Source organism: Pelomonas cellulosilytica (assembly GCF_021353265.1).
Lineage (GTDB): Bacteria > Pseudomonadota > Gammaproteobacteria > Burkholderiales > Burkholderiaceae_C > Pelomonas > Pelomonas cellulosilytica.
In genome coordinates, this window is the sequence record NZ_JAJTWU010000010.1 from 1 (window position 1) to 14,283 (window position 14,283).

Annotated in this window: 13 protein-coding genes and 1 tRNA gene; 2 read left to right on the top strand and 12 right to left on the bottom strand. The window is 67.9% G+C overall.

Annotated elements, in window-relative coordinates; genetic code table 11:
* Positions 1-167: 167 nt before the first annotated feature.
* From LXT13_RS22660 to LXT13_RS22710, 11 genes are all read right to left on the bottom strand, one after another.
* Complete coding sequence (locus LXT13_RS22660) at positions 168-1,139, bottom strand: porin (protein WP_233374587.1); 972 nt, start codon at positions 1,137-1,139, stop codon at positions 168-170.
* 153 nt (positions 1,140-1,292) lie between these two features.
* Positions 1,293-1,934 carry a histidine phosphatase family protein gene (locus LXT13_RS22665; RefSeq protein ID WP_233374588.1) on the bottom strand — a complete coding sequence of 214 codons (642 nt, stop codon included), beginning with the start codon at positions 1,932-1,934 and terminating at the stop codon, positions 1,293-1,295.
* A complete protein-coding gene (locus tag LXT13_RS22670; RefSeq protein ID WP_233374589.1) occupies positions 1,934-2,257 on the bottom strand; it encodes a DUF1840 domain-containing protein in 324 nt (107 codons plus the stop codon). Before LXT13_RS22670 ends, LXT13_RS22665 begins: the two co-directional genes overlap by 1 nt.
* Before the next feature lie 32 nt (positions 2,258-2,289).
* Entirely contained in the window at positions 2,290-4,425 is a 2,136-nt protein-coding gene (locus tag LXT13_RS22675; RefSeq protein ID WP_233374590.1) for a putative bifunctional diguanylate cyclase/phosphodiesterase, read from the bottom strand.
* Positions 4,422-5,711 (bottom strand): cyclic di-GMP phosphodiesterase, encoded by a 1,290-nt coding sequence (locus LXT13_RS22680; protein WP_255719687.1) that lies wholly within the window; start codon positions 5,709-5,711, stop codon positions 4,422-4,424. Before LXT13_RS22680 ends, LXT13_RS22675 begins: the two co-directional genes overlap by 4 nt.
* A gap of 284 nt (positions 5,712-5,995) precedes the next feature.
* Entirely contained in the window at positions 5,996-7,354 is a 1,359-nt protein-coding gene (locus LXT13_RS22685) for a GH1 family beta-glucosidase (RefSeq protein ID WP_233374898.1), read from the bottom strand.
* Between the two features lie 218 nt (positions 7,355-7,572).
* Positions 7,573-8,613 carry a LacI family DNA-binding transcriptional regulator gene (locus LXT13_RS22690; protein WP_233374592.1) on the bottom strand — a complete coding sequence of 347 codons (1,041 nt, stop codon included), beginning with the start codon at positions 8,611-8,613 and terminating at the stop codon, positions 7,573-7,575.
* Between the two features lie 237 nt (positions 8,614-8,850).
* The gene (locus tag LXT13_RS22695; protein WP_233374593.1) at positions 8,851-9,192 is read right to left on the bottom strand and encodes an HU family DNA-binding protein; all 342 of its coding nucleotides are present in this window, start codon (positions 9,190-9,192) and stop codon (positions 8,851-8,853) included.
* A 236-nt stretch (positions 9,193-9,428) separates the two neighbouring features.
* Positions 9,429-9,513 (bottom strand) — tRNA-Leu (locus LXT13_RS22700).
* A gap of 31 nt (positions 9,514-9,544) precedes the next feature.
* On the bottom strand, positions 9,545-11,056 hold the full coding sequence (amaB, locus tag LXT13_RS22705; protein WP_233374594.1) for an L-piperidine-6-carboxylate dehydrogenase: 1,512 nt from the start codon (positions 11,054-11,056) through the stop codon (positions 9,545-9,547).
* 15 nt (positions 11,057-11,071) lie between these two features.
* Complete coding sequence (locus LXT13_RS22710) at positions 11,072-12,166, bottom strand: saccharopine dehydrogenase family protein (protein WP_233374595.1); 1,095 nt, start codon at positions 12,164-12,166, stop codon at positions 11,072-11,074.
* A 121-nt stretch (positions 12,167-12,287) separates the two neighbouring features.
* Here LXT13_RS22710 and LXT13_RS22715 point away from each other — a divergent pair, with 121 nt between their 5' ends.
* Positions 12,288-12,752, top strand: coding sequence for an Lrp/AsnC family transcriptional regulator (locus LXT13_RS22715; protein ID WP_233374596.1), 465 nt, complete (start codon positions 12,288-12,290; stop codon positions 12,750-12,752).
* Between the two features lie 75 nt (positions 12,753-12,827).
* Positions 12,828-13,400 (top strand): NnrU family protein, encoded by a 573-nt coding sequence (locus LXT13_RS22720; RefSeq protein WP_233374597.1) that lies wholly within the window; start codon positions 12,828-12,830, stop codon positions 13,398-13,400.
* A 16-nt stretch (positions 13,401-13,416) separates the two neighbouring features.
* On the opposite strand, the gene LXT13_RS22725 is transcribed toward LXT13_RS22720, so the two are convergent.
* Positions 13,417-14,130, bottom strand: coding sequence for a rhamnan synthesis F family protein (locus tag LXT13_RS22725; protein ID WP_233374598.1), 714 nt, complete (start codon positions 14,128-14,130; stop codon positions 13,417-13,419).
* Positions 14,131-14,283: the final 153 nt, after the last annotated feature.

Below are 14,283 nucleotides of genomic sequence, written 5' to 3' on the forward strand. Positions count from 1 at the left end.
CGCTCCACGCTTCCTTCCCACACCCGGTCACCCTCATGCAGTTGCGCTTCGCTTCGTTCGCTGTGATCAACTTACGACGGGACTTGCACCCGCGAGAAGTGCGCTCATGCTGAGCGCACAAAAAAAAGCGCCCCGCAGGGCGCTTTTCGTTTCCGGTCCGGGAAGGATCAGAAGTTGTGGCGGATGCCGGCAGCCAGCGAGGAGAAGTCGCCTTGCTTGTTCGGCAGCTTCTGGTCGATCGCGGTATAGAACGCGTAGACCTTGGTGCGCTTGCTCAGGTTGTAGTTGTAGCCCAGCGTCCATTGCGAAGCGCCGGCGCTCTTGAAGGTGCCGTCGCCGCCGGACTTCGTGCCGCCGACGTTCACGTGGAACTCGGAAGCGCCCAGCGTGTACATGGCCGACACGCGACCGATGTCGCGCGAACGGAAGTTGTCCACTTCTTCGCGCTGGTAGTAACCGGTCACCAGGAAGGGGCCGAAGGCGTAGTCACCTTCGAAGGTGTACGCCTTGCGCTTGTTCGACGTGGCGAACTTGTCGGCTTCGGCGTAGGTTGCTGCCAGATGCAGGCCGCCCACTTCATAGTTGGCCGACAGATCGAACGCACGCGGGCCCGTAGCTTCGCCGGCGCGGGCGCTGGCGATCACGCTGAAACCACCCACCGTCGGCGAGAAGTAGCCGATCTTGTTGGTGCGGTAGTCGAAACCGAAGCTCGAGAACAGCGCGTCAGACGACGTGCCGGTGTCGTGGTTGTGGTTGCTGGTGCGGTCAACGGTCGAGAAGTACGAATCCGGGAACCAGGTACCGAGGCGCACGGTACCGAAAGCGCCGCTCAGTTCGACGTTGGCCTGACGCGACCAGAACATGTTCGACGCCCCACCCAGGGTATGGAGGGTGCCGTCGTCGGACTTGAAGCCGTGCTCCAGGTTGAAGGCAGCCTTCAGGCCGCCACCCAGATCTTCCGTGCCACGCAGGCCGAGGCGGGAACTGTTGTTCTCCATCTTGCCGACGCGATCGGCGTTGCCGATCTTCTGGCTTTCAACGCTGGTGTTGATGCGGCCCCACAGCGTGACGGAGCTTTGGGCGAAAGCCGGAGCAGCCGTGAGGGCGGCCAGAGCGGCGACGAGTGCAATTTTCTTCATCGTTAGCCTTTGCAAAGGGTTACGGCGGGTTGACAAGGCCGCCTTGGAGAACGAACCAAATCAGTATAGAAGCGCAAGTTGTCACAATTCGCGCCGCCGACGCGTGGATGCAACAGTGGGCTTAGGGACCTGCGACGTCTGCAGCCACGCCAGTCAGGCCGCGATGTCGTCGGCGCTCAGGCCGGAAAGATGGCGGTCGTCGTTCCATCCGACCAACGTGAAGCCTTCGGCCGTCGCAAGCACGCGATTGATCGTCGCGTTGCCCAACTGCCAGCTTCGCGGCGCATCCAGGGCCACCCGCGTGGCCGCGCGATAAAGGCAGTCGAGCACACCGCCGTGGGCCACAAGGGCGATGCTCTGCCCGGGATGAGCCGCCGCCGCGCGGCATGCGGCGGCAACGCAGCGGGCGCTGAACTGGTGAAGGCTTTCGCCACCGCCGACAGCGAAGTCGGGTTCGCGGCGGCGCCAGCGGGCGGCGTCGTCGGGAAACTGGGCGTCGATCTCCGACCAGCTCAGTCCCTCGAAACGACCGAAGGCGCGTTCGCGCAAGGCGGCATCGAAATGGATGGGCAGCTCATGCACGCGGGCGAGCGCCTCGGCCGTCTGCCGGGCGCGTGTGAGGTCGCTGGCATAGAGGGCCGCCAAAGGCTCGTCGGCCAGCGCTTCGGCCAGCCGCTCAGCTTGGGCCAGGCCCAGCGGGCTCAACGGAATGTCGGTATGGCCCTGGATCCGGGTCTCGCGGTTCCAGGCCGTTTCGCCGTGGCGGATGAGAAGAAGTCGGGTGGCCTGCTCCACTACACGCCCCAGACGACGTCGTGGCTTTCGCCCTGGCTGCGCCGCATCAGCTCCAGCAACGGCCAGGCTCGCTGGCGCAGCGAGACCCCTTGGCGACGCGGCGCCGGCTCGCCAGCGACCTTCGCGGCGTCAACCGCCTGCTCGAACTGCGCCTCGTCGGCCGCCACGCCGGCCTCGAGCGCCTGGATGAGCACCGGCAGGTCGGCGGCTTCGAGGATGCCTTGGGGCGCTGGCGAGCGCCCCATCAGGCGCAGCACGGCATCGGCGGATTCGGCGAGCATGACGACATCCGCACCGGACTTGGATTTGAAGCGATAGAGCATGGCCCCATTGTGTGCCGCGCCATGGGAAACGCTCAACCAAGGCTGGCGAGGCCCAGCCAACCGGACACGGCGGCATCGACGACATGGCGGCGGGGCCGCACGCGTTGCTCGAAGTCCTCCGGCCGCAGCGCCGGCGAATACAGATAGCCCTGGAACTCATGGCAGCCGGCCTGGGCGAGAAAGTCGCGCTGCGCCTCGGTCTCGACGCCCTCGGCGATGACCTGCAGGCCCAGCGCCCGCCCCATCTGCACGATGGCATTGGCGATGCCACAGTCGCTCGCGTCGGACGGCAGGCCCTTGACGAAGCTACGGTCGATCTTGAGACGCTGGATGGGAAATCGCTTCAGATAACCCAGCGAGGAGTAGCCGGTCCCGAAGTCGTCGATGGACAGCGTGACGCCCAGCGCGGCAAGCGCCTGCATGCGCTTGAGGCCTTCATCGGCGTCGCCGAGCAGCACGCCTTCGGTCAATTCCAGCTCCAGCATGCTGGCTGGAAGCGCAGCCTCGTGCAGGGCGGCGGCAACGCTGTCAACGAAATGGGCCTGCTGGAACTGCAGCGCGGACACGTTCACGGCCACCGGCATGCGCAGGCCCCGGCTGAGCCAGTGGGCGGCCTGGTCGATGGCCTCGCGCAGCACCCATTCACCGATGGACACGACGAAGCCGCTCTCCTCAGCCAGCGGAATGAACTCGGCCGGCGAGATGTCGCCACGCAGCGGGTCGCGCCAGCGGATCAGCGCCTCGGCGCCGATGACGCGGTCGCTGCCCAGCTCCACCTGCGGCTGGTAGTAGAGACGGAAGCGCCCTTCGGCGAGCGCCTGGCGCATCGCATGGTCCAGCCGCATGCGCGACAGAAGATCGACCTCCTTGCGCGGCACATGGAAGCGGAAACCCGCCCGCCCACTTTCCTTGACCCAGTGCATGGCCCGCTCGGCGCTGGCCATCAGCTCGTCAGGCTTCTTGCCATCGCTCGGGTACAGCGCGATGCCGCAGCTGGCGGTCACGGTGAAGCTCAGCGTGTCGAAGCTGAAGGGCTCGGCCAGTTGCTGCTGCACGCGACGAGCGGCGGCCTCGGCCTCGAACATCTGGGCGCCGTCGATCAGCAGCGCGAACTCGTCGCCGCCCAGTCGCGCCAGCGTGTCGTTGGGGCCAACGGCGCCGCGCAGGCGCTCGACGACCTCGCGCAGCACGCGGTCGCCATAGCTGTGGCCGAGCGTGTCGTTGATCTGCTTGAAACGGTCTAGGTCGAGGTGCAGCAGCGCGAAGACCGGCGCCTCGCCCGCAGCTTCGGCTGACATCTGCTGGACGATGCGGTCGGCCAGCGCGCGGCGGTTGGGCGCGCCGGTCAGGACGTCCGAGCGGCCCAGTTCCTCGATGCGCTGGTGTGCGGCCAGCTTCTCGCTGAGGTCGCGGAACGAGAACACGCGGCCGATGGGCTCGCCACGGCTCATCTGCGGCAGCGACACCTGCTCCAGCACGCGGCCGTCGGCCAGCCGCAGCATGTCGCTGGAGCGCATCAACGGCGCGTCCAGCAGCGCCTCAATGCGCTGGCGGTACTGCTCGCCGTCGCGCATGACGCGCTGCAGGCTCAGCCACAGGCCGGCGTCGCCAGGCTCGTGCTGCAGGCCGCCGGGCAGGCCCCACAGCTTGGCAAAGCGCCGGTTGAAGCTACGCACCCGACCGGCCAGGTCGACGACCAGGATGCCGTCGGCCGTCGACTCCAGCGTGGCGCGCAGTTCGGCCAGCAGCGTCTCGCGCTCGGCCTCGGCACGGCGGCGGCGGGTCTGGTCGTGCAGCAGCACGAGCCAATGGTGGCCGCCGTCCGGGGTGTGGATGGGGCTGATGGCCCGGCTGACCCAGCGCGGCTGGCCGTCGCTGTGGGTCAGCACCGTGTCGGACCGGATGCGAGCGAAGGGGTCGCGCGAGGCACCCTGCCAGAAGGCTTCATCTTCCAGCGACCCGCACAGCTGCGCCGGCAGCTGACCCAGCGCGCGCTCTGGCTTGAGGCCGAGCAGCCGCAGCGCAGCCCGGTTGATGGCACTGACGGTCATGCTCTCGCCGTCGACCAGCCAGGCCGGCTCCGGCAGTCCTTCAAGCAATGCGCCGATCAGGGGCGGCGCCTCGGGAACGCGAGGCTCAGTACGGTCGGCCTCGCGGCTGGCAGTCACGTGACCAACTCCCCTGGCCCGGTCATCACCGCGTCGAAGAAGTAGGCAATCCGTGACCTGGGGCTGAGATAGTCCAGCGCCGCCCGCGGCAGGAACTGCGGCTTGAGGCTGCGGCGGATGCCCAGGTCCGGCGTCTCCTCCAGGTTGAGCACCAGCGCATCGTCCTTGGAGACTTTGGTGTCATGCACCATGACGCGAGGCTTCAGCGGCCGGGCCGAGTTGACTGAGACAACCAGCGCGTAGCGGTCGTCGGTGAGCTGAACGGTGGAGCCCGGCGGGTAGACGCCCATCATCCGGATGAAGGCATTCAGCATCGTCGCATCGAAGCGGTTGCGTCCCTGCGCGAACATCAGTGACAGCGCCTCGTGCGGCGTCATCGCCTTGGAGGAAATCAGCGGATTGCACAGGCCGTCGAAACGGTTGACCAGCGCGACGATGCGCGCGCCGGTGCTCATGCGGTCCATGTTGATGCGCTGCGGGAAGCCGCTGCCGTCGGCGTGCTCATGGTGCTGCGCAATGATGAGCAGCGGCGCGGGCGCCAGACCCATCGTCTGCCCGATGGCCACGCCCTTGATGACGTGCTGCTGGTACGCCTGCGTCTCGGCGGCTGTGAAGCTCTCGTCACGGTGGCGCAGCCGTGCGGCGACTTCGAGCTTGCCCACGTCGTGCAGCAGCGAGCCGACGCCGAGGTCCATCATCTCGTCGCGGCTCAGGCCGAAGGCGCGCCCCAGCAGCAACGCGATGATGCAGACGTTGAGCGCATGGGCCGTACCGCGGTCGCCGGCCGCTTCGTTCAGCAAGCGCATGTTGAGGTCGCCCTCGACCAGCATCTTGTCGAGCAGCGCGGCCGTCAGGCGCTCGGCATGACCGCGGGCGGAGTGCGGGTCGCTCTGCACGAGATCCATGACGCCCCGAAAGCCTTCCGCGGCCTCGCGGTACTGGGCCTCGCACAGACGCAGCGCCTCGCGCTGCAACGCCAGCGCGCGGCGATGCGCCTCGCGGGCCAGCTCTTCGGGCGTGGGCTGCGAGGGTTGCGCGGGCTCGGCAGGTGCCGCGGCGGCGTCGGCCGCCGGAGCATTCGGCCGCAACGACAGATCGCTCTTCGCAGGACTCCAACGCACCTGCGTGAGACCGAGGCGGCGAAGGACGAGCAGCTGGTCGGTGGACGAGATCTTGAAGCTCGACAGCGGAAACGGATGCGACATCCAGCCCAGATCCAGGTGGATGAACATCCCCACAGTCAATTGGCTGACGTCGATCAGCGGATCGTTGGATCTATCCTGCATTCATTCAAAACCCGTGCGCGCGGGCATCCCTCGACTCGACGCCGGTCCGGCATGACTGCTGTTCCGGCATCGGCCTCCTGCTGCTGCAAGTCTGGCCGATGGCACGCAGGCGGAAATATTTCCGCTTGCGGCACACCGCGGAGCTTAGCGCCTGATCGTGACCGAAATCCCGAGCCTTTCTCGGGGCAAACGCGGAGGAATGCATGACTGGCGCCCGCCCTGTCGTCGCGACGAGGGTTCGGCGGCCCGCGCGGTCCGGGCCGCCACGGGCCCGGACGTCGTCGTCAGCGCGTGGCGTGATGCTGGGCGACGAACTCGCGGTACCAGTGCGCGCTGTCCTTGGGCAGTCGGGTGAGGGTGTCGTAGTCCACGTGCACAAGACCGAAGCGCTTCACATAACCGGAGTTCCACTCGAAGTTGTCGAGCAGGCTCCAGTAGAAATAGCCGCGCACATCAGCGCCGAGGCTCATCGCGGTGGCCAGCGCCTGCAGGTGGGCGGACAGGTAGGCGATGCGTTCCTTGTCGGGCACGCGGCCATCGACGACCGTGTCGGCATTGGCCATACCGTTCTCGGTGATGAACATCGGCGGCGGGTTGTATTCGCGCGCCAGGCGCACCAGGTGCTGGGCGAAGACCTCGGGCACGATCTCCCAGCCCATGTCGGTGAAGCCGCGCTTGCCCGGGCCCTTGACGGTCGTGCCGTCGGCATTGAAAAGGCTGCGCGTGTAGAAGTTGACGCCGAGGAAGTCCAGCGGCTGGCGGATGCGCTCCAGGTCGCCGGCCTGCACCTTGGGTGCATCGGCGCCGACGAAGTCGATCGCGTCCTGCGGATAGGCACCGCGGAAGATCGGGTCCATGTACCAGCGCACATTCAAGCCGTCGTCGATGCGGGCGGCGCGGCGATCGGCTTCGGTGGGCGTGGCCGGGAAGGACGGCGTGTGGTTGAGGACGATGCCGAGCTGCGTCTTCGTCACGGCGCGCATCGCGGCGATGGCGTCGCCATGAGACAGCATCAGGTGGTGCGCCACCTGCAGGCTCTCAGCGCGGCTCTTGTGGCCCGGGGCGAACTGTGCGGTCTCGTAGCCGAGCGTGGCGGTGCACCACGGTTCGTTGTGCGTCGCGATGCTGGCCAGGCGGTCGCCGAACCGGCGGGCGATCTCGGCCGCATAGTCGGCAAAACGGCCAACCACGTCGCGCGACAGCCAGCCGCCGATCCCCTCGTCCAGCGCCTGCGGCAGGTCCCAGTGGTAAAGCGTCGCATGCGGCTTGAGGCCGGCGGCCAGCAGCTCGTCGATGAGGCGGTCATAGAAGGCGAAGCCGGGCTCATTCCAGGCGCCCTGGCCGAGCGGCTGCACGCGCGGCCACGAGAAGCTGAAGCGGTAGCAGTCCAGCCCCAGGCTCTTCATCAGCGCCACGTCTTCACGGTAGCGGTGGTAGTGGTCGCAGGCCACGTCGATATTCGACGCGTCGTTGATGCGGCCGGGCTGGCGGCAGAAATGATCCCAGATGGACGCGCCCTTGCCGTCCTCGAAGGCGGCGCCTTCGATCTGCGCCGCGCTGGTGGCGACACCCCAGAGGAAATCGGGCGGGAAGGATTGGGCGAGTGCAGCGACGTCGAGGCGGGAGGGGTCGAGGATGTTCATGGTGCGAAGGCCGGACGCATCGGCGCCGGGCAGGTGGAAGCCATCGATGGCGAAGAACCGGGCCGCGACGGACACCGGCACACGCTGGGACTGCAACGCCAGCAAAGCATCATCGAACATCGTTGACAACGCTGTCAATACGAAATGACAGCGGTGTCTTTTCTATCGGGATCGACGCCAGCGGGCACCGTGACGTTCCTCACGCCACGGGGTGCTGCTCAGCAGGCTCGGGTCGAATCGCGCACGACGACCTCGTGCGGCAGCACCTTGTGGAGTTCATCGTCGTCGGCTGGCGCCGCAGACGCGTCGGGCTTGAGACCGAAGATCAGCATCTCCACGGCGGTGCGCGCCATCTCGGCGACGGGCTGCCGCACGGTCGTCAGCGGCGGCCAGACGAGGGACGCCGACGGCGAGTCGTCGAAACCGGCGATGGAGAGTTCGGCCGGCACGGCCAGCCCGAGCCGTTGCGCCGCGGCGAGCACGCCCAGCGCCATGTCGTCGTTGCTGGCGAACACGGCGCTTGGGCGCTGGCGGCGGCTCAGCAACTGATGCGCCGCTTCGCGCCCGCTCTCAAAGGTGAAGCTGCCCGGCCGAACCAGCTCCGGGTCCAGCTCGATGTCATGGGCACGCAGCGCATTGGCGAATCCCTGATAGCGCGCAGCGCTGGCGGACTGGTCGGGCGGCCCCTTGATGAAGGCAATGCGCCGATGCCCGAGGCTTATCAGCAGGTTGGTGATTTCCTCGGCCGCATGCACGTCATCCATGCGCACCGACGGCACGCCGTGGATGTCACGCTCGGGCGACATCAGCACGCAGGGCGTGCCGCTCTCGCGCAGGGCCGACAGCACCTCGGGGTTGTCGCACAGCGGCGGCGTCAGGATCATGCCGTCCGGTCGCAGCGCCAGCACCATGCGATCGATCTGCTGCCGCAGGTCCGGCGCGTCGTTGTGCAGGGACTCGACGACGAGGTGGTAGCCCAGCTCGCGGCAGCGCAACGTGGCGCCCTGCTGCACGCTGCCGACGAAGGCGGCACTGGGGTCGTAGTACAGCAGTCCGATCAGGAAGGAGCGGCCGCCGGCCAGGCTGCGAGCCGACTGCTTGGGTCGGTAGCGCAGCGCCTCCACGACCTTGATGACCTGCTCACGGGTGGTCTCGTGGACACCCGGCTCATGGTTGAGCACGCGCGACACCGTCTTGATCGAGACGCCCGCCTCGCGGGCGACATCGACGATGGTCGGGCTGGTGCCGCGGGTGCTCATCGAGCCCCTCGTCCACGGAGTCCCGGAGCCGGCCTTGCAGGCCGCGCTGCGGTCAGTACCACAGCTCCTCGGCAGGCACATCCAGCCCACTGGGCTGAATGAGGCCCGCCTCGGCCCCCTCGGGGACGGCCATGCTCGCGGGGAAGGCCCCGCTCGCGTACTGCCAGACGGGCCGGGGCGGCCCGGTGCTCGGCCGGCGATCCGTCCCGGTTGCCGTTCATGGCGTCAGACGCCTTCTTACTTCTTCTTGGCCTTGGCTGCCGGCTTGGCGGCGGGCTTGGCAGCAGCCTTCTTGGCAGCAGCCTTGGGATCGACGGCGGCCTTGAAGCCAGCGCCCGGGGTGAACTTCGGCAGCTTGGCGGCGGCGATCTTGATCTTGGCGCCGGTGCTGGGGTTCACGCCGTTGCGGGCGGCACGGGCGTGCTGCTTGAAGGAGCCGAAGCCCGGGATCGACACGGAGCCACCCTTTTTGACGGTGGTAACGACGGCGTCCAGCAGGGTCTCGAGGATGCGGCCGGCTTCGGCCTTGCTCAGCTCATGCTTGGCGGCCAGGTGTTCGATCAGATCGGTCTTGTTCATTGCGGGGGATCTCGCGAAATAACTCGCCCGAACGGCTCGGGCGGGCGCGATTGTGGCTCAGAGTCACGCTGTTGCCGCCTTGGCAGAGTCCCGTAGGCATCGGCCCTCGCTCGATGACCGCCTCGACAACACCGTCAACGACGCGCAAAGCCGGCGTCGCCCAGGACCTGATCGGCGCAGGGAACGGGACGCCCCAAGCAAAAAGGCCAGCGCTTTCGCGCTGGCCTTTGCTTGTTTGGTGCCCAGGAGAGGACTCGAACCTCCACGGAGTTACCCGCTAGTACCTGAAACTAGTGCGTCTACCAATTCCGCCACCTGGGCTTTCAGGAGCCGCGCACTATAGCAGGGGTTTTCACACGTCGAACCGAACGCCCTGTGCGAGCGGCAGCTCGCTCGAGTAATTCACGGTGTTGGTCGTGCGGCGCATGTAGGCCTTCCACGCATCCGAGCCGCTCTCGCGGCCGCCGCCGGTCTCCTTCTCGCCGCCAAACGCACCGCCGATCTCGGCGCCCGACGTGCCGATGTTGACGTTGGCGATACCGCAGTCGCTGCCGGCAGCGCTCATGAAACGCTCCGCCTCACGCAGGTCCGTCGTGAAGATCGCCGACGACAGGCCTTGTGGCACGCCGTTCTGCAGTTCGATGGCGTCCTCCAGCGTCTTGTACTTCAGCGTGTAGAGGATGGGCGCGAAGGTCTCGTGGCGGACGACCTCGGTCTGCGCCGGCATGCGCACCAGCGCGGGCGTCGCGTACCAGGCCTCGGGGAAGCGGTCAGCCAGCGCCCGCTCGCCGCCACTGACCTGGCCGCCCTGCTCGCGCGCAGCGGCCAGCGAGACCTGCATCGCATCGAACGCCTGCGCGTCGATCAACGGACCGACCAGCGTGCCCTGCTCCAGCGGCGAGCCGATGGGCAGCTGCGCGCGGGCGCGGTCCAGGCGCTCGACGAGCGCGTCGTGGAGGCTCTCGTGCACGATGACGCGGCGCGTCGTCGTGCAGCGTTGGCCGGCCGTGCCGTAAGCGCCGAACAGGATGCCGCGCACGGCCAGGTCCAGGTCGGCACTGGGCGTGACGATGATGGCGTTGTTGCCACCCAGCTCCAGCAGGCAGCGGCCGAATCGCGCGGCCACGCGCGGGCCGACGGCGCGGCCCATGCGCGTGGAACCGGTGGCGGAGACCAGGGCGACGCGGGTATCGTCCACCAGCGCCTCGCCCACGTCGGCGCGGCCGATGACCAGTTCGGACAGGCCGTCAGGCGCCGCATGGCCGGCGGCGCGGTAGGCCTTCACGGCGCGCTCGAACAACGCCTGCGTCGCCAGCGCGGTCAGCGGCGTCTTCTCCGACGGCTTCCAGACGCAGGCGTCTCCGGCCACCAGCGCCAGCGCCGAGTTCCAGGCCCACACTGCGACGGGAAAGTTGAACGCCGAGATGATGCCGACGACGCCCAGCGGCAGCCACTGCTCCATCATGCGGTGCCCGGGGCGCTCGCTGGCGATCGTCAGGCCGTGCAGCTGGCGGCTCAGGCCCACCGCGAACTCGCAGATGTCGATCATTTCCTGGACTTCGCCCAGGCCTTCGCTGGTGACCTTGCCGGCTTCGATGGACACCAACTGCGCGAGCTGCGCCTTGTGCGCGCGCAGCTCCTCACCGAACAGCCGCACGAGTTCGCCACGCTTGGGCGCCGGCACGACACGCCAGGCGAGGAAGGCGGCCTGCGCGCGGCCGATGGCCGACTGCATGTCGGCGGCGCCGGCCGCGGGCAGTTGCGCCAGCAAGCCGCCGTCGATAGGCGAGCGCACGGTCAGGTCGCCGGAGGCCGGCAGATGGACGCCCAGGGCGTCCAGTAGGGAGACTGCTTGTTGCTTCATACGGGCATTCTGCGGTCAGGAAATGGACTCGACCTGGCGGCTTTGCTGGTAAGCGGCGCCAAAGCGGTTGGCGAGGAAGTCTGGCAGCGCCACCTGCTCCTGACGCACGAAGCCGCACTGCGGCAGGCGGCCCTCGCGGAACAGGTCCACCGCAGCGCAAATGCCGGCCGCGGTCGTGATCTGGATGGCGGAGAGCGGCTGAGCGCCGTCCCGCGTCGCGAAGATCTTGCGCGCAAACACCTCCTGCAGCAGCACGCCGTTCTTCATGCCCGACACGGTCACGAACACGAGCACGACGTCCTGCATCGTCGCCGGCATGCTCTTGCGCATGATGTCCTTCAGGTTGCCCTGGTCGCCCTTCAGGCCCAGGTCGCCCAGCAGGAACTGCATCAAGTCACGATGGCCGGGGTAGCGCACGGTCTTGTAGTCGAGATTGCGCACCTTGCCCGCCCAGGTTTCGCACAGCGTGCCGAGGCCGCCCGAGGTGTTGAAGGCCTCGTACTCGGTGCCGTCCAGGCTGAAATGCTCCAGCCCCTCCAGCGGCAGCGCGGCGATGGTCTCGCCGTCGTGGATGGCCTCGCAGGGGTGGCAGTACTCGTTGATGAGGCCGTCGACCGACCATGTCAGGTTGTACTTCAGCGCGTTGGTCGGGAAGGCCGGCAGCGCACCGACGCGCATCTGCACGTCGCGCACCGAGTCGAAGCCGCTGGCCAGGTGGTGGGCCACGATGCCGATGAAGCCGGGCGCCAGGCCGCACTGCGGCATGAAGGCGGTCCGGGCACCTGTGGCCATTTCCTTGATGGCCTTGGTGGCGGCCACGTCCTCGGTCAGGTCGAAGTAATGGCAGCCGCACTCCAGCGCCAGCTCGGCCGCGGTGATGGCCAGGTGATAGGGCAGCGCGTTGACGACGGCATCCTTGCCACGGAGTTGGGCGGCGAGCGCGCCGCGGTGGTCGCTGTCGACCTCGGCGGTGGCGATGCCCTCGGCCGCCAGCGTCTTCAGGTAGGCGGGGTTCTTGTCGAGCACGGTGACTTGGTAGTCGCCGGTGGCGTGCAGCAGGCGGGCGATGGTCTGGCCGATGTGGCCGGCACCGAGCAGGGCGATCTTCATGGGAGGGCTCCAGGCAGGTTCTTGCGTGGCGCCGACTCTAGGCAGAGCGGCTGACGAAAGAAAGCGATGCTTCGACGAAAGTCATTGTTGATTCGTCGAATCGTCGCGATGATTCGCCGTTATGAATGAAGCACGGGTAAATCCCGCCCCAACCGCCGACGACCTCGACCGCCGGCTCATCCTGCTGCTGCAGGCCAACGCCCGGGAGAGCACCGCCACCCTGGCGCGCAAGCTCGGCGTGGCGCGTACCACCATCGTCGCGCGGCTGGCACGGCTGGAGGCCAGCGGGCGCATCGTGGGCTACACGGCGCGACTGGGTGGCGACGAAGCCGGCCGCAGCGTGCAGGCTTTCGTCGGCATTACCGTCAGTCCCAAGGCCGGGCGCGAGGTCGTCAGGCGGCTGACGGCACTGCCGGAGCTGCGCCAGCTCGCCAGCGTCAGCGGCGAGTTCGACTACATGGCACTGCTGCGCGCCGACACGACGGCCCGGCTGGACGCACTGCTGGACGAGATCGGCGACATCGACGGCGTGCTGCGAACCAACAGCTCGGTCGTGCTCGCGCTGCGCGTGGACCGGCAAACCTAGACGCGCACAAGACGGCGGGCCGCTCCGTGCCGCACACTCGCGCCTCGTCGCACGCATCTACCCAAGGAGTTTTCGATGACCTGGTTGGCCCTCGGCCTCGCCCTCTTCCTCGGCATCCATCTGACGCGCGCTGTCGCGCCGCGCTGGCGCGATGCGCAGATCGCCCGCCTCGGCGAGAACGGCTGGAAGGGCGCCTACACGGTCGCGTCGCTCGTCGGCTTCGGGCTCATCCTCTGGGGCTTCTCGCAGGCCCGCTGGCAGACCGTCGAGCTGTGGCCACGCATCCCCGGCATGAACCACGCGGCGGCGGCGCTGATGCTGGTCGCCATGGTGCTGCTGGCGGCCGCCTACGTGCCGCGCAACCACCTCAAGGCCAGGCTGCAGCATCCGATGACGCTGGCGGTCAAGGTGTGGGCCTTCGCTCATCTGATCGCCAACACCTCGTTGGCCGACGTGATGCTGTTCGGCAGCTTCCTGGTCTGGGCCATCCTCGTGTTCCGCGCCGCGCGCCGGCGGCCCGCCCCGGCGATGGCAGCACCCACGATGGCCGGCACCGCGGTGACCGTCGTGATCGGCGTCGTGCTGTGGGCCGTGTTCGCGTTCTGGTTGCACGCGGCCTGGCTGGGCATCGCGCCGCTGGGCCGGTGATCGGCAGCGGACCGCGTCACACCGGGTCGGCCATGCTCGACGGCAGCGGATGTCCAAGGGCCTCCAGCCGCGCCAGCACCTCGTCGCGTTCGATCGCGTCTTGATGCTTGCCGAGCAATGACCGCTTGAGGAACGGGAAACCGGCTTCGAGCAGTTCCATCGGACGAGCGAGCGTCGGGTCGCTCACATCCCGCACGTCGCCGAACCACAGCGCCCCGACTGACATCGACCGCGCCGCGACGCGGGCGAAGCGGGTTTCCTGCAGATCGACGACTTGCCGGAACTGGTTGAACGCGAGGCCGGGCAGCAACACCGGCGCCAGCCGCGCCATCGTAGACGGGCGTACATCGCGCAGCAAGAAAGCGTAGGACTGGATGTGCGCCGCGCGCTGGTTGGACGCGGTGAAGCCGGCCAGCGCCCAGGGCGCCGTGTCGAATACCTCGCGAAAGTCCGAGAACGGGCCGTACACCGAGTCGTTCATCACCAGCACGTCGGCGCCCGGTGAATGTCCGGCCAGGTGCGATAACGCGAGCCGGTACGCAGAGAAGTCGTAGCCCGGCAAATCCTTCCACAGCAAGGCATCACACAACCCGAGCAGCCCCTGGAGCACCGCAGCGTCGCGCGGGCAGGCACACACCACCAGCACGGGCAGCGCCAATGCTCTCAGGCGTTCCAACGTGAACCGCTGGCCGGCCGACAACCCGTCGCCTGGAACGTAGACGAAGCACACGACCCAGCGTGCCGCCGGCGGTGCCGGCTTCAACACGGCCGACGCGGGCGCCCGGCGGGCATACCTCAGCACCCGGTTGGCCGTGCGCAGGCGCTCCGACCAGCGCAAGGGCGATGGTCGAAAGGTCCAGTTGCGAACCAGGCCAGGAATGAC